21 protein-coding genes and 1 riboswitch are annotated in these 25,020 nt (G+C 65.1%); of the genes, 18 read left to right on the top strand and 3 right to left on the bottom strand.

What is annotated here, in order from left to right; genetic code table 11:
• The first annotated feature begins 41 nt into the window (after positions 1 to 41).
• The 10 genes from AC1MCA_RS07580 (at position 42) to AC1MCA_RS07535 (ending at position 14,151) form a co-directional block, all read left to right on the top strand.
• Entirely contained in the window at positions 42 to 1,103 is a 1,062-nt protein-coding gene (locus AC1MCA_RS07580; protein WP_479802370.1) for a LacI family DNA-binding transcriptional regulator, read from the top strand.
• An 80-nt stretch (positions 1,104 to 1,183) separates the two neighbouring features.
• Complete coding sequence (gene uxaC, locus AC1MCA_RS07575) at positions 1,184 to 2,590, top strand: glucuronate isomerase (protein WP_479802368.1); 1,407 nt, start codon at positions 1,184 to 1,186, stop codon at positions 2,588 to 2,590.
• Complete coding sequence (locus AC1MCA_RS07570) at positions 2,587 to 4,014, top strand: mannitol dehydrogenase family protein (RefSeq protein WP_479802366.1); 1,428 nt, start codon at positions 2,587 to 2,589, stop codon at positions 4,012 to 4,014. The genes uxaC and AC1MCA_RS07570 overlap by 4 nt, the downstream gene beginning before the upstream one ends.
• Before the next feature lie 297 nt (positions 4,015 to 4,311).
• Positions 4,312 to 5,742: a glucuronide transporter gene (gene uidB, locus AC1MCA_RS07565; RefSeq protein ID WP_479802364.1), complete on the top strand. Its 1,431-nt coding sequence runs from the start codon at positions 4,312 to 4,314 to the stop codon at positions 5,740 to 5,742.
• 45 nt (positions 5,743 to 5,787) lie between these two features.
• Entirely contained in the window at positions 5,788 to 7,017 is a 1,230-nt protein-coding gene (manD, locus tag AC1MCA_RS07560) for a D-mannonate dehydratase ManD (RefSeq protein WP_160677348.1), read from the top strand.
• Positions 7,018 to 7,093: 76 nt separating this feature from the next.
• On the top strand, positions 7,094 to 9,373 hold the full coding sequence (locus AC1MCA_RS07555; protein WP_479803324.1) for a gluconokinase, GntK/IdnK-type: 2,280 nt from the start codon (positions 7,094 to 7,096) through the stop codon (positions 9,371 to 9,373).
• A gap of 141 nt (positions 9,374 to 9,514) precedes the next feature.
• A complete protein-coding gene (gene pyrE, locus AC1MCA_RS07550) occupies positions 9,515 to 11,368 on the top strand; it encodes an orotate phosphoribosyltransferase (protein WP_479802362.1) in 1,854 nt (617 codons plus the stop codon).
• 136 nt (positions 11,369 to 11,504) lie between these two features.
• Positions 11,505 to 12,263, top strand: a complete 759-nt coding sequence (locus tag AC1MCA_RS07545; RefSeq protein WP_108600584.1) for a GAF and ANTAR domain-containing protein — start codon at positions 11,505 to 11,507, stop codon at positions 12,261 to 12,263.
• A 91-nt stretch (positions 12,264 to 12,354) separates the two neighbouring features.
• Positions 12,355 to 12,963 (top strand): hypothetical protein, encoded by a 609-nt coding sequence (locus AC1MCA_RS07540; protein ID WP_479802360.1) that lies wholly within the window; start codon positions 12,355 to 12,357, stop codon positions 12,961 to 12,963.
• 141 nt (positions 12,964 to 13,104) lie between these two features.
• Complete coding sequence (locus AC1MCA_RS07535) at positions 13,105 to 14,151, top strand: thioesterase domain-containing protein (RefSeq protein WP_479802358.1); 1,047 nt, start codon at positions 13,105 to 13,107, stop codon at positions 14,149 to 14,151.
• Here the strand turns inward: AC1MCA_RS07535 and AC1MCA_RS07530 are convergent.
• Complete coding sequence (locus AC1MCA_RS07530) at positions 14,148 to 14,978, bottom strand: HAD-IIA family hydrolase (protein ID WP_181365128.1); 831 nt, start codon at positions 14,976 to 14,978, stop codon at positions 14,148 to 14,150. The two genes, AC1MCA_RS07535 and AC1MCA_RS07530, sit on opposite strands and share 4 nt — an antisense overlap.
• A 292-nt stretch (positions 14,979 to 15,270) precedes the next feature.
• Between AC1MCA_RS07530 and AC1MCA_RS07525 the strand changes: the two genes are divergently transcribed.
• The 4 genes from AC1MCA_RS07525 to AC1MCA_RS07510 all read left to right on the top strand — a co-directional run bounded on the left by AC1MCA_RS07525 (position 15,271) and on the right by AC1MCA_RS07510 (position 18,749).
• The gene (locus AC1MCA_RS07525; RefSeq protein WP_479802356.1) at positions 15,271 to 16,272 is read left to right on the top strand and encodes a hypothetical protein; all 1,002 of its coding nucleotides are present in this window, start codon (positions 15,271 to 15,273) and stop codon (positions 16,270 to 16,272) included.
• Between the two features lie 19 nt (positions 16,273 to 16,291).
• Positions 16,292 to 16,963, top strand: a complete 672-nt coding sequence (locus AC1MCA_RS07520; RefSeq protein ID WP_479802354.1) for a TrmH family RNA methyltransferase — start codon at positions 16,292 to 16,294, stop codon at positions 16,961 to 16,963.
• A gap of 341 nt (positions 16,964 to 17,304) precedes the next feature.
• Positions 17,305 to 18,324 carry a class II fructose-bisphosphate aldolase gene (gene fbaA / locus AC1MCA_RS07515; protein ID WP_108598986.1) on the top strand — a complete coding sequence of 340 codons (1,020 nt, stop codon included), beginning with the start codon at positions 17,305 to 17,307 and terminating at the stop codon, positions 18,322 to 18,324.
• Entirely contained in the window at positions 18,324 to 18,749 is a 426-nt protein-coding gene (locus tag AC1MCA_RS07510; protein ID WP_479802352.1) for a DUF3151 domain-containing protein, read from the top strand. Before fbaA ends, AC1MCA_RS07510 begins: the two co-directional genes overlap by 1 nt.
• A 164-nt stretch (positions 18,750 to 18,913) precedes the next feature.
• Here the strand turns inward: AC1MCA_RS07510 and AC1MCA_RS07505 are convergent, their stop codons facing one another.
• Complete coding sequence (locus AC1MCA_RS07505; RefSeq protein ID WP_108598988.1) at positions 18,914 to 19,546, bottom strand: uracil-DNA glycosylase family protein; 633 nt, start codon at positions 19,544 to 19,546, stop codon at positions 18,914 to 18,916.
• 215 nt (positions 19,547 to 19,761) lie between these two features.
• Positions 19,762 to 20,970 carry a cobalamin-independent methionine synthase II family protein gene (locus tag AC1MCA_RS07500; RefSeq protein WP_479802350.1) on the bottom strand — a complete coding sequence of 403 codons (1,209 nt, stop codon included), beginning with the start codon at positions 20,968 to 20,970 and terminating at the stop codon, positions 19,762 to 19,764.
• 12 nt (positions 20,971 to 20,982) lie between these two features.
• Positions 20,983 to 21,089: riboswitch (SAM riboswitch) on the bottom strand.
• Positions 21,090 to 21,365: 276 nt separating this feature from the next.
• Here AC1MCA_RS07500 and AC1MCA_RS07495 point away from each other — a divergent pair.
• The 4 genes from AC1MCA_RS07495 to AC1MCA_RS07480 all read left to right on the top strand — a co-directional run bounded on the left by AC1MCA_RS07495 (position 21,366) and on the right by AC1MCA_RS07480 (position 24,996).
• Entirely contained in the window at positions 21,366 to 22,655 is a 1,290-nt protein-coding gene (locus AC1MCA_RS07495) for an adenylosuccinate synthase (protein ID WP_108598990.1), read from the top strand.
• Positions 22,656 to 22,963: 308 nt separating this feature from the next.
• The gene (locus AC1MCA_RS07490) at positions 22,964 to 23,323 is read left to right on the top strand and encodes a YegP family protein (RefSeq protein ID WP_479802348.1); all 360 of its coding nucleotides are present in this window, start codon (positions 22,964 to 22,966) and stop codon (positions 23,321 to 23,323) included.
• 255 nt (positions 23,324 to 23,578) lie between these two features.
• The gene (locus tag AC1MCA_RS07485) at positions 23,579 to 24,130 is read left to right on the top strand and encodes an RNA polymerase sigma factor (RefSeq protein ID WP_479802346.1); all 552 of its coding nucleotides are present in this window, start codon (positions 23,579 to 23,581) and stop codon (positions 24,128 to 24,130) included.
• Positions 24,127 to 24,996 (top strand): hypothetical protein, encoded by an 870-nt coding sequence (locus AC1MCA_RS07480; RefSeq protein WP_479802344.1) that lies wholly within the window; start codon positions 24,127 to 24,129, stop codon positions 24,994 to 24,996. Before AC1MCA_RS07485 ends, AC1MCA_RS07480 begins: the two co-directional genes overlap by 4 nt.
• Positions 24,997 to 25,020 lie beyond the last annotated feature (24 nt).

Raw genomic sequence — 25,020 nt, 5'->3', positions numbered from 1 at the left:
GCTGCGACCTGCTTAAGTGGTTTCATCGTTAGGATGGGGCGGTGACTGAACCCCAAACGCCGGACACCGCCCCATCAACGGGTTCGGTCAAAAAGCATGGCCGCGACGGCAAATCCAACGCGACCATCTACGATATCGCCAAGATGGCCGGCGTCAACGCGTCCACCGTTTCCCGCGCACTCAGCAAGCCGGGCAGGGTCAGCTCCAAAACACAGAAGCTCATCGAGGATGCGGCCGCCCAGCTGAACTACCAGGTCAATCCGTTTGCGCGCGCACTTCCCACGGGCAAGACCAACACGTTCGGCCTCATCGTCGCGGACATCACCAACCCCACATTCTTTGACATCATCCGCGGCGCCGAGACCACCGCAACCAGCAGGGATTACACCCTGGTGCTCGCCGAGTCGGCGGAGTCCCCGGCTACTGAACTGACTGCCGCCCGGCGGCTCATGGCCACCGTCGACGGCCTTATTCTCGCTAGCCCGCGCATGGACGATGACAACATCCGCGCCCTGGCCCAGGACAAGCCCGTGGTGGTCATCAACCGCGAAGTAGAGGGCGTGTCGTGCGTGGTGCCGGACGTCAACAAGGGGATCAGCGAGGCGATCCGGAGCATGGCCGCCAACGGACACCAGCGGATCGCCTATGTAGCGGGGCCGCCGCAGTCCTGGATGTCCGAACGCCGTTGGGAGGGTGTGCAGGCAGCTTGCGAATGGTCCCGGCTTGAGGCCGTGCGGCTTGAATCAACCAAACCAACGGTCGACGGCGGCCGGCAGACTGCGCGCGATGTCCGCGCCAGCGGTGCCACCGCGGTCATGACGTACAACGACTTGCTAGCCATCGGGCTCATGCAGGAACTCCAGGCCGCCGGCATGGTGGTGCCCGACGACATCAGCATCATCGGCTTTGACGATATCTTCGGCGCGGATTTCACGACGCCGCCGCTCACCACGGTGCGTTCGCCGCTGGGGGAGTGCGGCGAAGCTGCAGCGACGCGCCTGTTGGACTTTCTCCACGGGAGCGGGGAGCAGACCAGCACTTTGAGCGTGGAGACTGAGCTGGTGCTGCGCGGGTCCAGCGGTAGGATCCTGCCCGCGAAGTGAATACTGACGGGCCGATTCCAACATTTGGCAATTTATGGCAACCGGTTGACAAAGCGAGGCGCCAGGCAGATTATTGATCTATGTCACAGTCGATTGCTGCCAACCCAGACAGGCTCCTGCCCGCCGACCCAGGAACGCGCAGCATTGCGCGGGACCTCCTTACGCGCGTACAGGACCTCCCCATTATCTCCCCGCATGGCCACGTTGACGCCGCCGTCATCGAGCACAACACGCCGTTCCCGGACCCGGCAGCGCTGCTCGTCAGCCCGGACCACTACGTCACCCGCCTGATCCACGCCAACGGCGCACCACTGGACAAGCTGCGCGCCGGCGGTCCCACCACGCCCGAGTCACGCGAGATCTGGCGCACGTTCGTGGATGCCTGGCCCCTCTTCGAGGGCACGGCCTCCGGCTACTGGCTGCGCAATCAGTTCGACAGCGTCTTCAACCTGGGCGCAGACCTGGGCGAGATGTCCGCTGACGCCAGCTATGACGCCATCGCCGCCAAACTCGTGGAACCGGGCTTCCGTCCCCGCCAGCTGTTCAAGGACTTCAACATCGAAGTCCTTGCCACCACGGACGATCCCCTGGACAACCTCGCCAGCCACAAGGCCATCGCCGAGGACTCCACCTTCAACGGCCGCGTCCTGCCGACGTTCCGCCCGGACGCCTACCTGAACATTGCGCACCCCACGTGGAGCGCCAACGTTGACCGCCTGATCGAAACTGCCGGTGACGGCGCCAACGGCTACGCGGGCTACATCACGGCCCTGGAAAACCGCCGCCGCTACTTCGTGGAGCACGGCGCAGTCTCCGCCGACCACGGTGTCCTCACCCCGGCAACGCTTAAGCTGGACCGCGCCGAAGCCGAGAGGATCTTCGAGCTCGCCCGCGCCGGCAAGGCCACGGCTGAGGACCGCAACACCTTCGAAGCCCACATGATGTACCAGATGGGTCGCATGTCCGTCGAAGACGGCCTGGTCATGACCATCCACCCGGGTTCGTTCCGGAACCACCACACCGCAACGTTTGATGCCTTCGGCGCGGACACCGGCCACGACATCCCGTTCGCCACCAACTACACCGAGGCCATCCGACCGCTGCTGCAGGACTTCGGCACGGCCAAGGACTTCCACCTGGTGCTGTTCACGCTGGACGAGACCGTGTTTTCCCGCGAGCTCGCACCGCTGGCCGGCTTCTACCCGTCCGTCTATCTGGGCGCACCCTGGTGGTTCCTGGACGCCCCGGATGCCATGCTCCGGTTCCGCTCCGCCGTTACCGAAACGGCCGGGTTCTCCCGTTCCTCCGGTTTCATCGACGACACCAGGGCCTTCTGCTCCATCCCCGCCCGCCACGATGCGTCCCGCCGGATCGAAGCCTCCTTCCTGGCCCGCCTCGTGGCCGAGCACCGTGTCAGTGAAGACCGTGCCCACGAAATCATCGTGGACACCGTTGATTCCTCCCCGCGAAGGGTTTTCAAACTGTGAGCATCGAACAGACGGACGCAGCAGTCAAGGCAGTCGTTTCACTGCCGCAGCTGAACCGGACCACGCACGTCGCCGCCAAGCCGCCGGTGCGGATCGTCCACCTCGGACTCGGTGCCTTCCACCGCTCGCACCAGGCCTGGTACACCAGTCAGGCCAGCGATGCCGCTGACTGGGGCATCGCCGCTTTCACCGGCCGCCGCCCGGACGCTGCCCTGGCTCTTGCCGAGCAGGACGGCCTCTTCACGCTCGTGGAGCGCGCTGACAGCGGCGACTCGTTCTCCGTCGTCGGCAGCATCGTTGAAGCGGTCGACGGCGCGGACGTGCAGCGGCTCGCAGAGCTCGTTTCGGCACCTGCCACCGCCATGGTCACCCTGACGGTCACCGAAGCGGCGTACCGCCTCGGTGCCGACGGACAGCTGGACACTACAGCGCCCGACGTCGCCAGCGACCTTGCGCTGCTGGCTTCCGGCAGCGGAAACCCGTCGACGCCGCTGGGCCGGATGGTCTTCGCCCTCGCCGCGCGCCGGGCTGCGGGAGCCGGGCCGCTCGCCGTTGTCTGCTGCGACAACCTCGCCAACAACGGCACGGTAGCCCGCAACGCCGTGGCGGGCCTGGCACAGGCCTGGGACGCGGAGCTCGCTGCCTGGGTCGAGGAAAATGTCAGTTTTGTCAGCACGTCCGTGGACCGCATCACGCCGCGCACCACGGAAGCGGATATCGCCGCCGTCGAGGCCGCCTGCGGCTACCGCGACAACTCGCCTGTAGTGGCAGAGCCTTTCACCAACTGGGTGCTCAGCGGCGATTTCCCGGCCGGCCGTCCGCGCTGGGAAGATGCCGGCGCGGTCTTCGTTGACCACATCGAGCCTTACGAGAACCGCAAGCTGTGGCTCCTGAACGGCGCTCATTCCCTGCTGGCCTACGCCGGCCAGCTCCGCGGACACACCACGGTGGCGCAGGCCCTCGCGGACCCGCAGTGCCTGACCGCCGTCGAAAGCTTCTGGGACGAAGCCGAGGCGAACCTGTCCGGCGCCGCGGCCGGTGGCGCGGACCTGCAGATCCCGGCGTACCGCGCGGCCCTGCTGGCCCGCTTCAGCAATATGCGCATTGCCCACCACCTGGCCCAGATCGCCATGGACGGCAGCACCAAGCTGCGCATGCGGGCTGTGCCTGTCCTCTTGGCCGAACGGGCCCAGGGCAAGTCCGGTGCTGCTGCGGCACTGATGATCGCGGCCTGGATTGATTTCAGCGCAGCGGCCGGGACGTTCCACGATCCGCTGGCAACTGAGGTAGCCGCGGCCAACCAGCTGGTAGGCACGGAGCGCGTGCGGGCGGTCCTGGCGCTGGTGGATCCCGCTGTCGCAGCGGACGACGCCGTCGTGGAGCTCGTTTCCGGCCTGCTCGGAACATTCGCGGCGGGCTCCTAAGCACCATGCCAAGGCGCACTTCTGCTGCGTAATGAACAGCACTGCCCGGTCCAGGGTCCTGGACCGGGCAGTGCTGTTTCGATGACGGGCAGTTTATGAAGCATTAAGAGAAATTTATGGCAACCGCTTGCCATTTTATTGCCAAGTGACTAGGATTACAGGCAACGAGAAACACCCGGCGGTATGCCGAGCGATGCGGATTCTCCCCACTGCAGCATCGCCAAAGATTCACCGCTTCATAGCATTTCAATAATTTTCGCTGGCCAACACGGCGGCAAGGGTAAAGGAGCCCAATTCATGAAAAAGCTAAACAAGCTCAGCATCATCGGCTATGGCGCCGGCGATGCAGCCAACAACCTCGCCTTCACCACCGCCACCATGTTCCTGCTGGTGTACTACACCGACGTTGCTGGTATCTCCGCCGCAGCCGCCGGAACCCTGTTGCTGGTAGTCAGGCTCTTTGACGCCTTCGCCGATGTTTTTGCCGGCCGGCTCGTAGACCGGACCTACAGCAAGCGCTTCGGCAAGTTCCGTCCGTTCATCATGTTCGGCTCCATCCCGCTGCTCCTGCTGAGCGTGGCAACGTTCTCCGTCCCGCAGTTGGGTGAATCCGGCACCTTGCTGTACGCCTACGTCACCTACGCAGCCCTTGGCCTTGCCTACAGCCTCGTGAACATTCCGTACGGCTCGCTGGCCGGCGCTATGACGCAGGATCCGGGAGAGCGCGCAAAGCTGGGCTCGGCCCGCATGGTGGGTGCACTGCTGGTGGGCTCTGCCCTGGGTATCTTCGTTGCACCGCTGATCAAGCCGGGCGCCGACCTCCAGTCGACGTTCACCACCATCACCGTGGTCTTCGTGGTCATCGGAACGGCGCTGTACTTCTTCACGGCCTTGACCGCCAAGGAGCGCGTGCATCGAGCGGTCCCCAAGGTGACGTTCAAGCAGAGTGTGGAAACCCTCAAGGGCAACAAGCCCCTCATGATGCTGTGCCTCAGCTCGTTCTTCTTCCTCTCCGGCTACCTCGCCCTGACCTCCGTGCAGCTGTACTACCTGCGCGACGTCCTGGGCCGCCTGGACCTGTACCCCGTACTGTCCATCATCCAGCTGGCGCTCACCTTCTTCCTGGCCGCCTTTATGCCCAGGCTGGTCCGAAACGTTGGCAAGAAGAGCGTCTACATCTACTCCTCGCTGGTCACTGTCCTCGGCGGTGCGATCATTTTCTTCACCCCGGCCGGCCAGGTCTGGATGGGCTTTACCGGCCTCGTGGTCAGCCTGGTGGGTGTCCTCGCCGTCAACATCGTGGTGTGGGCCCTGGAAGCCGACACAGTGGAGTACGGCGAATGGCGGACCGGTGTCCGCACCGAAGGAATCACCTACGCCCTGTTCTCCTTCACCCGCAAGTCCGGCCAGGCTGTGGGCGGCGCCCTGGCGGCATACGCCCTGGCACTGGGCGGCTACAAGTCCGGTGCGGCCCAGACCGCTGACGCCCTGTTCGGCATTCAGATCGCTGCGGGTGCGATCCCTGCAGTGCTGACTATCCTTGCCGTATTAGTAATGTCCAAGTACACGCTGACCGACGCCAAGCACGCGGAAATCCTCAAGGAGATCCAGGAACGCTGGACCAAAACTGTCGGCGCCGGCGAAGCCGCTGACGCCACCGCCGCTGACGCCAGCACCACCGCTGACGCCGGCACGCCGGTTGGCGCCGGCAAAACTGCCAGCCACTAACTTCCAGCACCACCAACTGACCAGAAGTCCCCGAAAGGATCTGCCGTGAAAATCATTGCCGCCGAAGTCTTCGTGACAAGCCCGTCACGTAACTTCGTGACCCTGCGCATCACTACGGACGACGGGGTCACCGGCATCGGTGACGCCACCCTGAACGGCCGCGAACTGGCTGTTGCCGCGTACCTCAAAGAGCATGTGGCCCAGCTGCTGATCGGCAAGGATCCGCACCGGATCGAGGACACCTGGCAGTTCCTGTACCGCAGCTCCTACTGGCGCCGAGGCCCGGTCACCATGGCGGCCATCGCCGCCGTCGACATGGCCCTGTGGGACATCAAGGGCAAGATGGCGAACATGCCGGTCTACCAGCTCCTGGGCGGCGCGTCACGCAACGGCTTGCGGGCCTACGGCCACGCGTCCGGCGCGGACATCGAGTCGCTGTTCGATTCCGTCCGTGAGCACCTGGAACTGGGCTACAAGTCAGTCCGCATCCAGACCGCTGTCCCCGGCATTAAGGCCGTCTACGGTGTTGCTGCCCAGGCCCAGGCCTCGGGCGAGCGCTACGACTACGAGCCCGCCGGCCGCGGCGCCTTCCCCGTGGAGGAAGACTGGGACACCCGCGCGTACCTGCGCCACCTGCCCACCGTCTTCGAAGCCGTGCGCAACGAATTCGGTCCCGAGCTGCCGCTGCTGCATGACGGACACCACCGCATGACCCCCATCCAGGCCGCCAAGCTCGGCAAGGCCCTGGAACCGTACGACCTCTTCTGGCTCGAGGACTGCACCCCGGCCGAAAACCAAGAAGCACTGCGCTGGGTCCGCCATCACACCACCACCCCGCTGGCCATCGGTGAAATCTTCAACACCGTGTACGACTACCAGACCATCATCAAAGAACAGCTGATCGACTACGTCCGCGCCGCCTCCACCCACTTCGGCGGCATCTCCCCGCTAAAGAAGGTCATGGACTTCGCCGCCCAGTACCAGATCAAGTCCGGCTTCCACGGCCCCACGGACATCTCCCCGGTGGGCTTCGCGGCCCAGTTGCACGTGGGCCTGGCCATCCACAACTACGGCATCCAGGAGTACATGCAGCACTCCGACAAAACCAACGAGGTATTCGAGCAGTCCATGACCTTCGTGGACGGCTACCTGCACCCGGGCGACAAGCCCGGCATCGGCGTCGAATTCAACGAGGAAGCCGCGGCGGCCTACCCGTACCAGCAGGCGTACCTGCCCTACAACCGCCTTGTTGACGGTACCGTCCATGACTGGTGAGGCACGGCCGGTGGCCAGCGACCCATCAGCCCCACCCGAAGAGACGGCTGCCGGTTCCAGTATCCGCGTCATTGTCATGGGTGTCTCCGGCTGCGGCAAGACCACCATCGGTGACCTCGTGGCCCGCGAACTGGGCATTCCGTTCCTGGACGGCGATTCACTGCACCCGGTGGAGAACGTCGCCAAGATGGCTGCCGGTACGCCCCTGACCGACGAGGACCGCTGGCCGTGGCTCGCAACCGTGGGGTCCAGTCTTGCGGCTGCGGGCGACGGCGGCCTGGTGCTGGCGTGCTCGGCGCTCCGCCGCAGCTACCGTGACGCCATCCGCGCCCAGGCGCCGGACACCATTTTCCTTCACCTGCACGGCAGCAAAGAGGTGCTGAGGGCACGGACTGAAGGGCGCTCAGGACACTTCATGCCGCCCGCCCTGCTTGATTCCCAGCTCGCAACGCTTGAGCCGCTGGAATCGGACGAGGCTGGAGTGGTGGTGGACATCGCCGCCCCCGTGAACCGGGTGGTGACTGACGCGCTGGCAGGCATTGCCGCCGCCGCGAAGGAAGCTGCACCGGCTTCCGCCGGCACCGCCCCGGGTGCCACCGGCACCCAGCCCCGGCAGTTCGACGTCGACCTCCAGGCTGCTCCGTTCAACCTCGATGACTCAGCCGTTGAGTGGGTCAACACCACACTGGCGGGGATGACCCTCGAGGAAAAAATCGGGCAGCTTTTCATCAATCACAACAACGACTACTCCCCGGAGTACCTCGATGGTGTGCTGGAGAACTACCACGTGGGCGGCATGCGCTACCGTCCGGGACCCTCGGCAGCGGTGCAGGAGCACATCCGCTACGCACAATCGAAGTCCAAGGTGCCGCTGCTGGTGGCGTCCAACCCGGAAATGGGTGGGGCTGGAAGCTGCGATGACGGCACGTTCGTGTCCACGCACCTGCAGGCAGGGTCCCACCCGGACAAGTCCATCGCACGCCAGATGGGACAGGTGGCCGGCGTCGAAACCGCGGCGCTTGGCTGCAACTGGGCCTTCGCTCCGATCGTGGACATCCACTACAACTGGCGGAACACGGTCATTTCCACCCGGGCCTTCGGCAACACCCCGGAGATCGTGGTGGAACGGGCGAAGGAGTACTTCGACGGCATCAGCGAAGCTCCGACGGCCTGCGCCATGAAGCACTTCCCCGGTGACGGCATCGATGAACGGGACCAACACGTGGTCACGTCCTACAACACCCTCGGCTATGACGAGTGGAACCGGACATACGGTCACGTGTACCGCGAGATGATCGGGCACGGCGTGCAGTCCATCATGATCGGGCACATTGGGGCGCCGGAGCTTTCCCGGCACTTCCGCCCGGGAATCCCGGGTGCGGACATCATGCCCGCCACCCTGTCACCGGAACTGCTGCAGGACCTGCTGCGCGGCGAGCTCGGTTTCAACGGGCTCATCCTCACGGATGCCTCCCAGATGATCGGCCTGACGCAGGCGATGAAGCGCAAGGACCTTGTCCCCGCCACGATCGCCGCCGGATGCGACATGTTCCTGTTCTTCCGCAACGCGGCCGAGGACTTCGCGTACATGCTGGACGGCTACAAGTCCGGTGTCATCACGGAGCAGCGCCTGAACGACGCGCTGCGCCGGATCCTTGCCCTCAAGGCGAGCCTGGGCCTGCACCGAAAGGAACGCAGCGAGCTGGTTCCGCCGGTGGAAGCGCTGGCTGCCATTGGCAGCGACGCCCACCGGGCCATCGCGGCAGGCATTGCGGACAAGACCGTGACGCTGGTCAAAGACACCGCCAACAACCTTCCCATCACCCCGGAAACCCACAAACGGATCCGCCTGTACGGCATCTCCGGCGGCTCCGACTTCACGATGGCGGATCCGCTGGCTTACCTGGACGTGGTGGCTGCGGAACTGGAACGGGCAGGCTTCGAAGTGCACGTCTTCAAAACAGCCGCGCAGCGCAAGGCAGCAGGGGAAGAGGGCGTGAACTTCATGTCCGTCATCTCCGAGGAAGCAACGGGGGACTACGCGGATAAATACGACGCTGCGTTGATGTTCGCCAACGTCAAGGGCTTCGCCCAGGAAGCGGCCATCCGGATCAAGTGGTCCACCCCGATGGCGGCCGAAATTCCCTGGTACGTCACCGAGGTTCCCACGGTGTTTGTCTCGCTGAACCAGCCCAACCACCTGATCGACGTGCCGATGGTCAAGACCGCCATCCACGCCCATGCAGGATCCGTGGAGGCCATCCGCGCCACGATTGAAAAGATCATGGGCAAATCGGAGTTCCAGGGGACGTTCAACGAGAACGTTTTCTGCGATTCCTTCGACACCAGGCTGTAGCTTCCCGCTACGGTTCGTCACTGACGGCACGCAGACGGACTGGCGCTACGCGATACGCGTGGCGCCGGTCCGTTGCTGTGTCAGCGGGACATTTCCTTAGCGCCGGTATCCACCGCCGGGACCCCGGCGTACCGTGGGTGCATGGAGCGAACGGGGTGCGCTGTTGTCGGCGGGGGACCTGCGGGCATGATGCTTGGCCTGCTGCTGGCCCGGGCCGGGGTGCAGGTCACCGTCCTTGAAAAACACGGCGATTTCCTCCGGGATTTCCGCGGCGACACCGTGCACGCGTCCACCGTCAGGCTGATTGACGAGCTGGGCCTGGGCGAGGGTTTCCGCAACCTTCCGCAGAGCCGGCTGACGAGGGTCGCCTTTCCCATCCCTGGCGCCGGCCTGGTCACGCTCGGCGATTTCACCTCACTGAAGCCCCCGTACAACTACATCGCCATGATGCCGCAATGGGATTTCCTGAACTTCCTGGCCACTGAGGCCGCGCGCGAACCCTCCTTTACGCTCCTGATGGAGCATGAGGCGACGGCGTTGATTTTCGACGGCGGTACGGTCGCCGGTGTCCGCTACCGGACCCGCCGGCGTTCCGGTGGTTCGCATCCTGAGGGTTCAGCTGCGGACGGCGAGCTGTACGCGGACCTCGTGGTGGCCACGGACGGGCGGCATTCGGTCCTGCGCCGGGCCGCCGGTCTGCAGCCGAGAGAGTACCCGGTTCCTTTCGACACCTGGTGGTTCAAACTGCCGCGCCATGCTTCAGAAAAGGGCGCAGTGGCGGGCATCGTGCCGGCCTTCCGCGGCCGGGAGGCGATGATTGCGCTGTTCCGCGACGACTACTACCAGATGGGGTACCTCGGCCCCAAGGGATCGGATACGCGGATCCGCGCAGAAGGGGTTGAACGCTTCAGGGAACGCGTGGCTGCCCTGCGCCCCGATCTGGCGGACCGTGTGGACGCAATCCGGACACTGGACGATCTTCACTGGCTGGACGTGCGGCTGGACCGGCTGCGGCGGTGGTACGTGGATGGGCTTTTGTGTATCGGCGATGCGGCCCATGCCATGTCCCCGGCGGGCGGCGTGGGCATCAATCTGGCCATCCAGGATGCGGTAGCGGCGGCGGACCGGCTGGCGCCGGTATTGCTCCGGGGGAGGGTGCAGGTCAAGGACCTGGCGGCGGTTCAGCGGCGGCGGCGGCTGCCCACCGTGGTGCTCCAGACCGTACAACGAATCATGCACCGGGCGGTCTTTGTTCCGTTGTTTGCCGGCAGGATGACCGGGCCGCCGCCCGTCCTGCTGTTCTTTGTCCGGCACGCCCCCGTGGTCCGGCGGCTCCTGCCCCGGCTGATCGCGTTCGGACCCAGGCCCGAGCATGCACCCGCCTTTGCCCGAGCCACTAAACTGGAACCCATGACTTCCCCCACTGACACTGCAGTTGACGCTGCCGCCGCACGTGCCCGCCTGCTGGAACTGATCAAGGAACTCGCCGTGGTCCGCGGCAAGGTGATCCTGTCCAGCGGTGCTGAGGCTGACTACTACATCGACCTCCGCCGCATCACGCTGCATCACGAAGCCTCCAAACTGGTGGGCCAGGTCATGCTCTCACTGGTGGACGACGCCGGGATTGACTTTGAGTGCGCCGGCGGACTGACCATGGGTGCTGACCCCGTGGGCACCGCCGTGATGCACGCAGCTGTGGACGCCGGCCGCGCCGTGGACGCGTTCGTGGTCCGCAAGGCGCAGAAGTCCTACGGCATGGGCCGCCAGGTGGAGGGCCCGTCCGTTGACGGCCGTAACGTGCTGGTCCTCGAGGACACGTCCACTACCGGCGGCTCCGCCCTGACCGCCGTCGAAGGCGTCCGCAAGGCCGGCGGCAACGTGGTTGCCGTCGCTGTGATCGTGGACCGCGATACGGGAGCCAAGGAAAAGATCGAGGCCGAGACCGGTGTGCCCTACCTGTTCGCCTTCGGCAAGGACGAACTGGGACTTTCCTGACGGGTACCTGCCCGGCACCGGCACGCAGCCGGTGCCGGTTGGAAAGGTGCCGGCAAGGCCGGGCCCGGTTGGACTGCCATACAGGGGTGTAATAAAATTGTCCAACCCCCCTTTTGCAGCCATTGGAGAACGCGCCATGCTCCCACCGGACCTCCCTTTGAACACCACCGAGCAGGTTCAGAACCTCATTCTGGACAGCGCCGACTTCGAGCAGTTCCTGAACGAGCTGGCCAGGTTTTCAGCCCACCAGATGGCAGGCGACGGCGATGACGCCCTCTGCGGCATCACCCTCCTCCGGGACCGCAAGGCGGCCACCATCGGTTGGAGCAGCGATTCGGCCCGCGAAGTGGACGAGATCCAGTACTCCCTGTCCCAGGGCCCGTGCCTGACTGCCGCGGAAGAGGAACGGGAAGTCAACGTCCCGGACCTCTTTGAGGAAGACCGGTGGGGCCCGGACTACGCCAACGCCGTGGCCGCCCACGGCCTGCGTTCGGTACTGTCGCTGCCGTTCAACCTCCAGGGGGAAGCGAAGGCGGCCCTGAACCTCTACTCCGACGTGCCACGCAAATTCGACGAACGTGCGGCAGCCAAAGCGCGCGGCTACACCAGGGAGATCTCCCAGGCCCTGCGGCTTGCGGTCAGGTTCTCGCTGCATACTGACAGCGCCGCGAACCTGCGGGCCACCCTGGAATCCCGGACCACGATCGATATCGCCGTGGGCATCGTGATGGCACAAAACCGGTGCAGCCAGGAAGCGGCTGTCCGGATCCTCACGGAAGCGTCGAGCAACAGCAACACCAAGCTCCGTAATGTCGCCAAGTCGTTGGTGGAGTCCGTGGGCGGGAATGCAACCCGCACCCACTACCAGGAGCCGGGAGAAGTGCAGGCAGGCTGACACCTGATTGCCGCTTGTGCCGGGCCCCTGTCCGAAGATAGGCTCTACGAGGTTGAGCCGTCGGCCATAGACACCCTTAATTGGAGTACCTATGGACCGCTCATTGCACGCCCTCGTCACGCGTGACGCTCTCACGGACACCGTCCGGATTGACGTCCGCGGAAGCCTCAACGGGGAATCCCGCCCCTCCCTCGTCCACCTGATCACGCGCATCAGGGGAAGGGGCATTGCCTGCCACATTCGTGTAGACCTCTCCAGGGCCGTGCTCGTAGAGTCGGCCGCACTCGCCGGGCTCCGCAACGTACTCAACGCCGTGGACGAAGCGGCAGGCACCGGACTTTCGGGGGCTGGAGTTTCGCTGGTGCTCAGCGGCACAGCGGACGGGGCATCGCAGGGTGCCCGATCGGGCGGGCAGTTGCTCGTACTCTCCGATGAACCCGCTGAGGCGCAGACCAATCCCGCCGACGCTCCTTTGATGGGTCAGGGGTTTACGGAATATACCGACGAGGAGCTCTTCACTGCCAGCGACTCACTCTTTGCGCTGCTGGACAATCCGGTGACTTTCGGGGGTTCGGACCTTCTTGGCCGCTACAACGACGTCGGCGAGGAAATTTCACGCCGGAAGCTCCTGGGCGCCCCCGGCAAGCCAGCCAGCGAACGCCTCTACGAGCCAGCAGGCGAAAACCAGGTCGCCAGCTGACCCGTCCCCCGGCGGCTCGGCCGGTTGGGCCGCGTCCTCGGTTGGGCTGCGCCCTCGGTTGGGCCGCGCCGCAGGTGAAGTGCCGGCCCTTGGTTCCCCGGAAGTTGCGGTGCCGGCTTCCGCTGTGGCTACGGTAGGTGTGTGCCGTACAGGGCGGAAGACCCGCAGGAAAAACCTGAACAGCCGGGAATCGACCACGCCCGGCTGCTGGCTGGCGCGGCCTCCCTCAAGCGGTTCTCGCGCCGGGGTTTCCTGTCCGGTGTCGGGGCATCAGCGGTCTTGGTGGGGGACATGCTGGTCACCCGTACGGTGCAGGCCGAACGGCGCGTCAACAGGATCCTCCCGGTGGCGGACGATTTCGCGGACGCCTACTATCCGGATGCCAGCTGGTTTCTTTTCCCCGGCTACAAGACGAGCTGGGAAGAGGCGCAGTGGATCCTGAACGCCCTGCGCGGGGCGCTCAACCAGCGTGGCCGGCTCGCCGCCGTCGGCTATTCCAACCAGGGGCTGGACATTGACGGGCTGGTCATCGAAGTGATCCAGCATGTCAGGGCCAACAAGCTCACCAAGCTGTTTTTCTACGGCCACAGCTTCGGCGGCATGGTGGCCACCCAGGTGGCGGCCCGGCTCCGCGAACTCCATGGCGTCGAAGTGGCGTTTATCGTTCTCGACTCCAGCCCGTACAGCAAGTTCGACGTGCTCGACCAAAGCTGGTTCGACGGCGTCGTGTTCCTGTACGAACACGGCTTCCGTGTCCCGTCCGTGGTCCGCGGGGGCTACGAACTGGGGGAGCGGGTCATCCACAAGGACGAACGGAGCTGGCGGCAGATATTGGACCAGACGCTGGAGCAGTTATCGCCGATTGCCCCGTCAAGCGTGCTGATCCAGACGGAATCCGCCTACATCTACCACTTCAACGGCAGCAGATATGCGCAGAACCTGGGCGGAACCAAGATGGCCTACATCGGCAACCCCCGGGACGGGACCGTGAGCTACCCCACCGCGGTGGCAGCCTGGGCCACCGTTTTCCGTTCAAATATCGTCTCCACCCATCTCCAGACCGATGGTGCCTTGCCGGCGCACGCCAGCCCGGGCTGGAATCCCACCGTCTACCGGCCCATCCTGGAGCAGTTGCTGGACGAGTTCTTCCCGCTGCCCCGCGGAGGGTCCAGGGTCTCCGTTTTCTAGATCTGGTTTTTCAGGTCAGCGACGGAGTTCAGTACCTGGTTGGGCCGGAACGGATAGGACGCAATGTCCTCCCGCTGGGTAATGCCGGTCAGTACCAGTACCGTGTGCAGGCCCGCTTCCATCCCCGCGACGATGTCAGTGTCCATCCGGTCACCGATCATCGCTGTGGTTTCTGAGTGTGCGTCGATCTGGTTCATCGCCGAACGGAACATCATGGGGTTCGGCTTGCCCACGATGTACGGTTCCCGGCCGGTGGCCTTGGTGATGAGCGCGGCGATGGCCCCCGTGGCCGGCATCGGGCCGTCCTTGGACGGGCCGGTGGCGTCCGGGTTGGTGGCGATGAAACGGGCCCCGGCCAGGATCAGGCGGATGGCCATGGTGATGGCCTCGAAGGAGTAGGTGCGGGTTTCCCCGAGCACAACGAAGTCCGGGTCCTGGTCGGTGAGGATGAAGCCTGCCTCGTGCAGCGCCGTCGTGAGCCCGGCCTCCCCGATCGTGTAGGCGCGGTTTCCGGATCCCGAACCCCGCACCTGGTCCTTGAGGAACTGCGCCGTTGCCAGTGCTGAGGTCCAGATGTTCTCTTCGGGGACTTCCAGCCCGGAGGCACGCAGCCGTGCGGCCAGGTCACGCGGCGTGAAGATGGAGTTGTTCGTCAGCACCAGGAAGCGCTTGGAGGTGTCCACCCAGCGCTGGATCAGGTCTGCCGCTCCCGGGACCGGCTGGTTCTCGTGGACCAGCACACCGTCCATATCCGTCAGCCAGCATTCAATCTCCTGGCCGCTGCGGTAAACCGCGGGTGATCCCTTGACCTGGTCTGTCTCTGCCACGTTTACCTCCGGAAGATGTGCCGATACGTGCTCCAGTCTGTCATTCTTCGTGGCGCCGGCACACGCGGCGCCACTCACTGATGGAGGCACCCGCGGGCGTGGCTGTCCGCGCCCGCCGGCTGTCCCGCCGTCGGCTAGGCTCGTAGCTGGTACCAGAGTGCCCAGCGGCTGCGGATCGGGGGATGTCCGCGGCGGTTGTTGTGCCGGCACGCGCCGGCCGGTCCCCGTCGTCGGAAATCACCGGGCACCGCGCCAACCGCAGGATGCCCGCGAGCACCTGAAGGGGACCGCCATGAACAACAACTACAGCGCGCCACCGCCACCACCCAGGGATGCAGACGGTAACCCGCTGCCGCCGCAGCAGGGTCCGCAGTACCCGGGCCAGGCCGCCCATGACCAGCAGCACTACGCGGGGCAGTTCGCGCAGCCGCCTGCACAGGAGCCCCCGCACAGCAGGAAGAACCTGTTCATCGTTCTCGGCACCATCGCCGCCGTCGTGCTTGTTGCACTCGTCGCAGTCTTCGCCTGGTTGATCCCCACGTTCGCCAAACCGCAGGCCGGGGACGACCCGGTTCCCGTCGTTTCGTCGGAGGCAGCAACCGAAAGCGCCGCCCCCGAAGAATCGGCACCGGCGTCGGAGGATCCCGGCGCGAACGATGCGCCGGCCGGGGCTTTCGCACTCCCGCCGGGCTGGGAAGAACTCCAGGCCCCCGCGAATGTTCCTGCCGAGGGAGATCCGCTGTTCAGCCGGTTCGTTACGGGGGAGTCGTCCTTCCAGTACCTCACATCCTGGACAGGCGACGATACCTTCGGCATCACCACGGACCCGACCACCGGTGCCCCCATGCAGCAAAAAGCGCAAGGTACAGAGGAGCGCGACGGGGACGGCATCGCCTTGGCCTACGCGTTCTTCGCCGAGGCGGAGGAGGGCAAGCATGGCAAGGTGCCTGCGGACGTGCAGGCTGCCATCAAAGAGATCGAGGCGAAGTTCAAGGCCATGCCCGCGGCCGAATTGCCACAACACCTGGTGGGCCACAAATGTACATCCGATTTTGAAACCACGACGCCGGAAATCCGGGAGTTCCGCCGCACGGCAGCCGTTGTCATCGGCTTTTCGTGTCTTAACGGCCGGGGCGAGGCCATCCAGGCCGTAAACCTTTTCAGCGTGACCCCCTGGGGAACGCCGCAGATGGTGGGGGTCAGTGGCCACTCGACGTACTGGGACGAGAACCCGGAATTGCTGGAGCAGATCGCCAACTCGTACCGCGCCAACCGCTGGAAGCTCGAAGGCTGACCCCGGCTAGAGTTGACGTGTGACTGACCAGCCCCAAACCACGCCGCCCGTTTCGCCGCCCGATGACGGATCCGGGCCAAAGCCGGAGGTCGGCGTCGGGCCCTGGGAGGGCGAGGCTCCGGCCGGCGACCACTGGGATCCCGAACTGTTGGCGGACGGCGACCGGCGGAATGTTGTTGACCAGTACCGCTACTGGAAGCATGACGCGATCGTGGCGGATCTGGATTCCAAGCGGCACAACTTCCACATCGCCATCGAAAACTGGCAGCACGACATGAACATCGGCACGGTGGTGCGCACCGCCAACGCCTTCCTCGCCAAAGAGGTCCACATCATCGGACGACGGCGGTGGAACCGGCGCGGAGCCATGGTCACCGACCGCTACCAGCACGTCCGCTACCACCCCACCGTGGAGGACTTCGTCACGTGGGCGCAGGGGGAGGGGCTGGCCATCATCGGCATCGACATCTTCCCGGACTCCGTGCCGCTGGAAACCTACGAGCTGCCGAAGGACTGCGTGCTGGTCTTCGGCCAGGAAGGGCCGGGCCTGACGCCGGAGGTCCACGAGGCCGCCCTGGCCACCCTGTCCATCGAACAGTTCGGCTCCACCCGATCCATCAACGCCGCCTCCGCCGCGGCCATCGCCATGCACGCGTGGATCCGCCGGCACGTGTTCAACCAGCACGTCTGACACCGCGTCCGTACCCCTACCGCCCCGCCCCGCCACCGCGAACCCCTGCACGCTCTGTCACTTACCGCAGCTTTTTGGCCGACGCTCTCTCACTTAACGCAGGTTTTTGACCAACGCTCTCTCACTTTCTTCAAGAAAGTGAGAGAGCGTTGGGAATTAAGCGACATTAAGTGAGAGAGCGTCCGGGGGGCGGCGTCGTTCCCAAAGCCGGCGGGAGTATTACCGGCCCGCGTGACCGGAAACACGGCGCCGGGAAAGAACTGGCTAGGATGGTTCCTAGCCGACGAGGTTCACTCCAGGGCCTGATCGGCCCGCAGACGAAATTCACTTTAGGAGTCAGCATGCCCATTGCAACCCCAGAGATCTACTCCGAGATGATCGACCGCGCAAAGGCGGGCGGATACGCATTTCCAGCCGTCAACGTCACCTCCTCGCAGACGCTGAACGCAGCCCTGCGCGGTTTCGCTGAGGCCGAGTCCGATGGCATCGTCCAGGTATCCACCGGCGGCGCCGCCTACTGGTCCGGCGCAGCCACCAAGGACATGGTGGCCGGTTCGCTCGGCTTCGCCGCGTTCGCGCGTGAAGTGGCCAAGAACTACGGCGTCAACATCGCACTCCACACGGACCACTGCCCCAAAGACAAGCTGGACGGCTTTGTCCTGCCGCTCCTCGCAGCGTCCGAAGCCGAGGTCAAAGCGGGCCGCAACCCGATCTTCAACTCCCACATGTGGGACGGTTCGCACGAACCGCTGAACGAGAACCTGAGCACCGCCCGCGAACTGCTGGAGCGCACCGCCGCCGCAAAAATGATTCTCGAGGTTGAAATCGGCATCGTCGGTGGCGAGGAAGACGGCGTCGAGAACGCCATCAACGACAAGCTGTACACCACCGTCGAAGACGCCCTGGCCACCATCGAAGCCCTCGGTGCGGGCGAGAACGGCCGCTACATCACCGCCCTGACCTTCGGCAACGTGCACGGTGTCTACAAGCCCGGCGGTGTGAAGCTCCGCCCGGAGATCCTCAAGGACATCCAGGCCCAGGTGGGTGCCAAGCTCGGCAAGAACAGCCCGTTCGACCTCGTGTTCCACGGCGGCTCCGGCTCCTCGGACCAGGAAATCGCCGACGCCGTCTCCTACGGCGTGATCAAGATGAACATCGACACCGACACCCAGTACGCCTACACGCGTCCCGTGGTGGACCACATGTTCAGGAACTACGACGGCGTGCTGAAGGTCGACGGCGAAGTGGGCAACAAGAAGCTCTACGATCCCCGCGTCTGGGGCGCCTCCGCCGAGGCCGGCCTGTCTGCCCGCGTCGTTGAGGCCACCAAGCAGCTCGGCTCCGCCGGAAAGACGTTCTAGTGTCTGACGAGTTCCGGAAAAACCTGATGGGCCCTGAGCCCACGCTCCTGCCTGCCGAGACCGAGGTCTACCAGCAGCTCGAAGCGGGCCAGGAAGCCCTGGACCTCGTGGCAAAGAACCCCACGTCCTCGCTCCTGTGGGCTGTGCTGGCAGAGGAAGCCTGGGCCGAGGGCCGCGTCATTGATTCCTACGCGTACTCCCGCGTCGGCTACCACCGTGGCCTCGACTCGCTGCGCCGCAACGGCTGGCGCGGTACCGGGCCCATCCCGTGGGAGCACGGGCCCAACCGCGGCTTCCTGCGGGCGCTGTACTCCCTGGGCCGCGCTTCTTCGGCGATCGGTGAAGCGGAAGAGCCGGAACGGATCGAGAAGTTCCTGAACGACTCCGATCCTGCAGCCAAGGCAGCCATCGAGGCGAAGGCCTGACGCAGCACCACCCAACACAACGCGGGGTCACTTCCCGTCCAATAAACCATGGTTTTTGGGCCGGAAGTGACCCCGCGTTGTGGTTAAAAGTACGACGGCGGCGGGTCACCTTTTCGAAAAGGTGACCCGCCGCCGTCGTAGGTGGCCGTTATTCAGGCCAGTGTTCAGCTGGCTTTCTGCAGGCCGGTGCGGGCCATGGCGTCCGCGTAGGCGACGCGCATTTCCTCGAGGTACTGTTCCTGCCGGGCGGGGGTTCCGGCGAAGGCCCGGCCGCTGAGGCTGCGGACCTTGTAGGTCTTCAGGCCGCGGCGCCAGATCATGGGGACCTCGGTCTTCAGGAGCAGGTTGGCCAGGCGGTTGGCTTCGGTGCCGTGGGCCACGATCACCGAGGCGCGGGGCACCAGGGCCAGGAACTTGAGCAGGGGCTTGAGGCCGGAGGAAATCTGGTCCGGCGTGAACTTGCCGTTGGGCTCACCGGCGGTGTGCCACGGGTGGACATTCCACGGCATGACGCACTCGGGGCGCAGGCCCAGCTTCCACTGGATGCCCAGCATGCGGGTGGTGGCGTCGTCGTCGCCCGCGGTGATGAAGCCGGACGGGTCCGCCTCGCCGATGTTGGAGAAGAGGCTGATGATGCGGCACTGGTCGACGTCGTGCATGGGGTCAACGTAGGGGACCACGGTGTGCGGCTTGACGCTCTGCAGCGAATCGCACAGCTCGTTGACTGCCCCAACATTGGGATCGTAACGGCGGTTCAGGAGCTGTTCACGGAAAGATTCGGGTGCCAGGGCTGTCATGAAGTGCAATGTCTCCTGCGGGGATCGGTGCTGCTGCCAATCCGGAAAATGGGCGCGCGTTGGGCACGGCAAGTCCGGGGTGGTTTGAAATGTGTTGTGGACCGATTCCTGGTCGGTCTCTATCAGTTTAGCAAGCCCCGCAAAATGCAGGGCCCGTCCCGGGCCTTCCCGTGATGGAAGGCACAGGACGGACCCTGCGGCTGGATGGAGAATACCTACCAGAGGCGCTTGGTGGCGCGGCGGGCACCTTCGCCGAGGGCGTCCAGTTTGGCCCAGGCGATCTGCGGGTGGACGCGGCCGCCCAGCCCGCAGTCTGTGGATGCGATCACGTTCTCGCGGCCCACCACCTCGGCGAAACGGACTATCCGGTCCGCCACCAGGTCAGGGTGCTCCACCACGTTGGTGGCGTGTGAGACCACGCCGGGAATGATGACCTTGCCCTCGGGCAGTTTGGTCTCCTGCCAGACCCGCCATTCGTGCTCGTGACGGACGTTGCCGGCCTCGAAGGAGTACGCTCCGGCGTTGACCTGCAGCACGGAGCCGATAATGTCCGCCAAGGGAATGTCGGTGGTGTGCGGACCGTGCCAGGAACCCCAGCAGACGTGGAGGCGGATCTGTTCCTGGGGCAGGTCACGCAGGGCCCAGTTGGTGGCCTCGACCCGCAGCTGGATGAACTTGAGGTAGTCCTCCAGCGTCGGCTCCGGGTTGATCTGGTCCCAGCTTTCCGCCAGGGAAGGATCGTCGAGCTGGACGGTCAGGCCGGCGTCGATGATGGCCTTGTATTCCTCGCGCATCACGTCTGCACAGGCGTAGAGGAGTTCTTCATCGGACCTGTAGTAATCGTTGGCCACGCGTGCACAGGACCCGGGGGACAGGGATGCCACAAAACCCTGGGTGAGGCCGGTGGCGGCCAGCCCCTTCTTCAGGTTGGTGACATCGGAGTTCACCAGATCCTGTCCTGTGTAGGTCAGCGGCCCGGTGATCTTTGGCTGGGAAACGCTCTTGCGGTGCGCCAGGATCCCGGAGGAAGGATCGGTGTAGGCGTCATTGAAAGCCAGGCGGTCGCGGCGGTCAGGGAATGAGGTCAGCACAATGTGTCCCGGGGACGAGCGGTGCACGGTGGCGTCCTTCCACCGGTCCACGTCTGTCGGTTCCAGTCCGCCGAGCCTCGCGAACGAGTAGTTCCACCATGCGCCGTAATCCACCGAAGTGGACATGGTGTGCCCGAATTCTCCGTCGTTGGGGATGTCCACCCCGAGGTCCTTCTGCCGCTGGACGACGTCCACCACCGACGATTCGAGCAGTTCGAGGAATTCCGGGGTGATGCCTTCGGTTTCCTTCGCGGCGTTAGCGGCGATCAGCTCCGGCGTGCGGGGCAAGGAACCTGCGTGGGTGACCTGGATGTGGTCAGTGTTGAGCGACATGGGGAATTTTCCTTTCCATCGGTCCTGGCAGTAGCACCTGTGCCGGCAGGAAAATCCCTGCGCATGCGCGGTTGCTGCGGCGTCAACGATCCAGGTCTCTCGGCCGCTCCGGATGGGTACTCTCACTTAATGGCATCTGCACGGCCCGGGCAAGTCAGGGCCGGATTGTTTCGCGTGTGGGCCCTGCCAGGCCGAACGAGTGGAGAAACTCCGTCATCGGCTAAACTTGGGTGGTAAGAGCCCCGAACTCTTGCGTGGCAGGGCGTCCTAACCGTTCCCGCCAGGCTGTTGCCTTCGGGGCGTTCTCATGAACGGCGCCGTCCTTCGGTGAACCGTCCGGCGTACCGCCGGCGGGTCAGCCCGGAGTACGGCCCGAACGAATGGGGGAGGATCCCATGCCAGCAATCGTGATCGTAGGAGCCCAGTGGGGCGACGAAGGAAAAGGCAAGGCCACAGACCTTTTGGGTGGCCGCGTGGACTACGTCGTTAAGCCCAATGGTGGCAACAATGCCGGGCATACCGTCGTCGTAGGCGGTGAGAAGTATGAGCTCAAGCTCCTTCCGGCCGGCATCCTCAGCCCCAACGCGGTTCCCATCATCGGAAACGGCTGCGTGGTGAACCTGGAGGCTCTGTTCCAGGAAATTGATGGCTTGGAGGCCCGCGGTGCGGACACCTCCAAACTGCGCGTTTCCGCCAACGCCCACCTGGTAGCGCCTTACCACCAGGTCCTGGACAAGGTCACGGAGCGCTTCCTCGGCAGCCGCGCCATCGGCACCACGGGCCGCGGCATCGGCCCGGCATACATGGACAAGGTGGCCCGCCTGGGCATCCGCGTCCAGGACGTCTTTGACGAATCCATCCTCCGCCAGAAGGTGGAAGGCTCGCTGCGCCAGAAGAACGAACTCCTGGTCAAGGTCTACAACCGCCGCGACATCGAGGTGGAGGAGATCGTCAGCTACTTCCTTTCCTTCGCCGAGCGCCTGCGCCCGCTGGTCATCGACAGCACCTTCGTCCTGAACAAGGCGCTGGACGAGGGCAAAGTAGTGCTCATGGAGGGCGGCCAGGCCACGTTCCTGGACGTGGACCACGGGACGTACCCGTTCGTCACCTCGTCCAACCCGACGGCGGGCGGCGCGTCCGTGGGTTCCGGCATCGGCCCCACCCGCATCTCGCGCTCCATCGGCATCATCAAGGCCTACACCACGCGTGTCGGCGCCGGGCCGTTCCCCACGGAACTGTTCGACGAGATGGGCATGTACCTGCAGAAGACCGGCGGTGAGTTCGGCGTCAACACCGGCCGCCCGCGCCGCTGCGGCTGGTACGACGCCGTCCTGGCCCGCCACGCTTCCCGCGTCAACGGCTTCACGGACTACTTCGTCACCAAGCTGGATGTCCTGACCGGCATCGAGCAGATCCCGGTGTGTGTGGCGTACGACGTCGACGGCGTGCGGCACGATGAAATGCCCATGACGCAGACCGAGTTCCACCACGCAGTACCCATTTTCGAGTACTTCGAAGGCTGGACCGAGGACATCACCGGCGCCCGCACCCTGGAGGACCTCCCGGAGAACGCGCGGAACTACGTGCTCGCCCTGGAGAAGCTCTCCGGTACCCGGTTCTCCGCAATCGGCGTTGGCCCCGACCGGGACCAGACCATCGTGGTCAACGACCTCATCAAGGACTAGAAGCAACACCAGTACGACGCCGGCGGGCACCTGGGAGGGTGGCCCGCCGGCGTCGTCGGTTAAAGAAGCGTGCGTGGGCTCCGCTGCCCCGGGCGGCGGTCTTCCGGCGGTGTTACGCAATTTACACAGGGTTAACCCGGCCGGTCTTGTGAGGCCGCCGCTGCGGCGGCCAGACTCTTAAGCACACGCTGAACTGATCAACAGATCGTTCGACCAGACCCGCGGGACCGGACGCAGCAACGCGTTCGGGCAGGCCGGTGGCGAGGACGTCGCCGGAGCTGATCATCCGCAGACCGGAAGGATTTCTCATGGCCGGGATGTTTGAAGTTTTTGTGGACGCCGATTCGTTGTTCAGGTTCAGGCTGATGGGGCCGGACGGAACTGTGATGGCGGTGTCCGAGGCGTTCGCTGACAAGCCCGCGGTGGCGGCAGGGATCGCGGCGGTGCGTGAGTGCGCCGGGACGGGACTGGTCACCGACCTTTCACGCATTTCCCCGTTGCGCGCCGTAGCCCGCCCGCAGCCCGTACCAGAGCCGGTTGCCGTCCAGCCGGCCTGCGACGAGCAGCTGGTACCGGCGAACAGGCTCCGCGCCTTTGCCCATGCCAATTCTCCGCGGCGGCAGGCAGCCACGCCGCGGTGGATCGGAGCAGCGCAGGCCCCCGCCTGAGGCTGAATTCCGGCCTTGCCCAGGCTGAATCCGGCCACCCAAAAGATTTTCAAAGTTTTTTGTGACCGGGCGTAACCCTTTGGCCTGTGTCGGCGATTACCCCTATGAAGCGCCGGTCTGGAACTTGTCCCCCATCATGTTCCAGCCCGGCCTTTTTATTCCCCAGCCGGCTCGTGGGGTGCCGGCAGCACGGTTACCGGAGGGTAAAGTTAGCGGGGCAAACCCCTTCCCCTTTCACCGAAAGCCCTGCGTCCCGTGACCGATGCGCTGACAGACGACGTATTGCGTGCCCGTGCCCGCGATCCGGAGCTGTTCAACACCGTGTACCGAACCTATGCGGCACAGGTCCTGGGCTACCTCACAGCCCGCGGAGTAGAAGATCCGGAGGCGGTTATGCAGGAAGTCTTCCTCGCCGTCCTGCCGCGGCTCGGGACTGTCACCGGCGGGGTTGCCGGGCTTCGCACGTTCGTCTTCTCCGTGGCCCACGCCCGCATGGTGGATGACCACCGGCGGCAGCGGCGCAGACCGGTTGAACTCCCGTTCGAACCGGACCTGGACCGGCGCGAGGACACGTCGGCTGAAACTGAAGTCCTCCAGAAAATCTCTCCCCAGGAAGTCCTGGACCTGCTCAGCGGTCTGCCGGATGAGCAGCGGGAAGTATTGTCCCTGCGCCTCGTCGGCGGCCTGACCGTCGAACAGGTCGCGGACGTTATGGGGAAAACCGCCGGTTCTGTAAAGCAGCTGCAGCGCCGTGCATTGGTCAAACTCCGCGAGGAGTCCGCTGTAAAGGAATATGTGGTGCCATGAATGCCCCCTCCAGCCCGGTGTTTACCCGGTCCCTTGCCCGGACCGTGGATGACATGCTGCTCGACGCCGGCGAGACTGATGCCAGGCTCCGCTCTGCCCTGCTCTCATTGGGGTCCCTCCGTTCCCTCCCGGTCCCCGAGCCTGGTGCGGAACTGGCGGCCCTGCTTCTGTCCGGCCCGGCCCATCAGCTGGAGCGTCACCGCCTGCTCCGCCGGCACCGGGGCTCAGTGGTGGGACTCGCCGTCATCGCGGGTATGGGGCTCGGCGTCACGGGAGTGGCCGCCACCGGTTCGGTCCCCGACGGGTCTGCTAACAGTTCTGTCCAACAGATGCTGGCTGACTGGAGCCCCGCCTGGACCATTGCGGCAGCTCCGCTTGCCGTCCCGGAGGACGCCGGCCTCCCTGTGGAGCTGCAGGCTCCCGGGGACCAGGCAAGTGGCGATCAGGCAGTCGGGGGTGGCGCTGCGGGCCAGGCTGACCCTTCCGGCCCAGGAGACGCACAGCCCGGGAACCCGGGAGCCGGGTCGTCCCAGGCCGGGACGGGGCAGCAGGGCAACTCCGGTTCCGCCGGTAAGGGAAATGGGGCGGACGGCTCCTCGTCGACAGCGAACGACGACGGCGCCGCCGGCAATGCGGCAGGCGGTAACGCCGGCGGTACTGCCGTGAAGGACGCAGGGTCCGGGGATGGCAAGGAGCCGGCAGGCAATGCCGGTTCTGCCGCTGCGGGCGGGCAGGACAAGGCCGGAAAGTCCGGCCCCGTCACCTCTACGGTCGAGGAAGCTGCCCCCTTACTGGCAAAGACGGGCAAGACCGCGGCCGGCAAAGCTGACCAGGGCCTGATCTGGCTGAACAAGTTCAGCCGCTGACCACGCACCGGCGCGAAGATGCGC

This window comes from Arthrobacter sp. BK1 (genome assembly GCF_056680055.1).
Note: the sequence above shows the minus strand (reverse complement) of the source record. Positions and strands in the feature narration are given on the sequence as shown.

Excerpts from the sequence above, each read along its gene's own strand:
- AC1MCA_RS07545 (WP_108600584.1), top strand. The coding sequence starts at position 11,505 with ATGCTCCCACCGGACCTCCCTTTGAACACCACCGAGCAGGTTCAGAAC.
- pyrE (WP_479802362.1), top strand. The coding sequence starts at position 9,515 with ATGGAGCGAACGGGGTGCGCTGTTGTCGGCGGGGGACCTGCGGGCATG.
- AC1MCA_RS07540 (WP_479802360.1), top strand. The coding sequence starts at position 12,355 with ATGGACCGCTCATTGCACGCCCTCGTCACGCGTGACGCTCTCACGGAC.
- AC1MCA_RS07490 (WP_479802348.1), top strand. The coding sequence starts at position 22,964 with ATGGCCGGGATGTTTGAAGTTTTTGTGGACGCCGATTCGTTGTTCAGG.
- AC1MCA_RS07495 (WP_108598990.1), top strand. The coding sequence starts at position 21,366 with ATGCCAGCAATCGTGATCGTAGGAGCCCAGTGGGGCGACGAAGGAAAA.
- AC1MCA_RS07480 (WP_479802344.1), top strand. The coding sequence starts at position 24,127 with ATGAATGCCCCCTCCAGCCCGGTGTTTACCCGGTCCCTTGCCCGGACC.
- AC1MCA_RS07505 (WP_108598988.1), bottom strand. The coding sequence starts at position 19,546 with ATGACAGCCCTGGCACCCGAATCTTTCCGTGAACAGCTCCTGAACCGC.
- uxaC (WP_479802368.1), top strand. The coding sequence starts at position 1,184 with ATGTCACAGTCGATTGCTGCCAACCCAGACAGGCTCCTGCCCGCCGAC.
- AC1MCA_RS07500 (WP_479802350.1), bottom strand. The coding sequence starts at position 20,970 with ATGTCGCTCAACACTGACCACATCCAGGTCACCCACGCAGGTTCCTTG.
- fbaA (WP_108598986.1), top strand. The coding sequence starts at position 17,305 with ATGCCCATTGCAACCCCAGAGATCTACTCCGAGATGATCGACCGCGCA.
- uidB (WP_479802364.1), top strand. The coding sequence starts at position 4,312 with ATGAAAAAGCTAAACAAGCTCAGCATCATCGGCTATGGCGCCGGCGAT.
- AC1MCA_RS07525 (WP_479802356.1), top strand. The coding sequence starts at position 15,271 with ATGAACAACAACTACAGCGCGCCACCGCCACCACCCAGGGATGCAGAC.
- AC1MCA_RS07555 (WP_479803324.1), top strand. The coding sequence starts at position 7,094 with ATGGGTGTCTCCGGCTGCGGCAAGACCACCATCGGTGACCTCGTGGCC.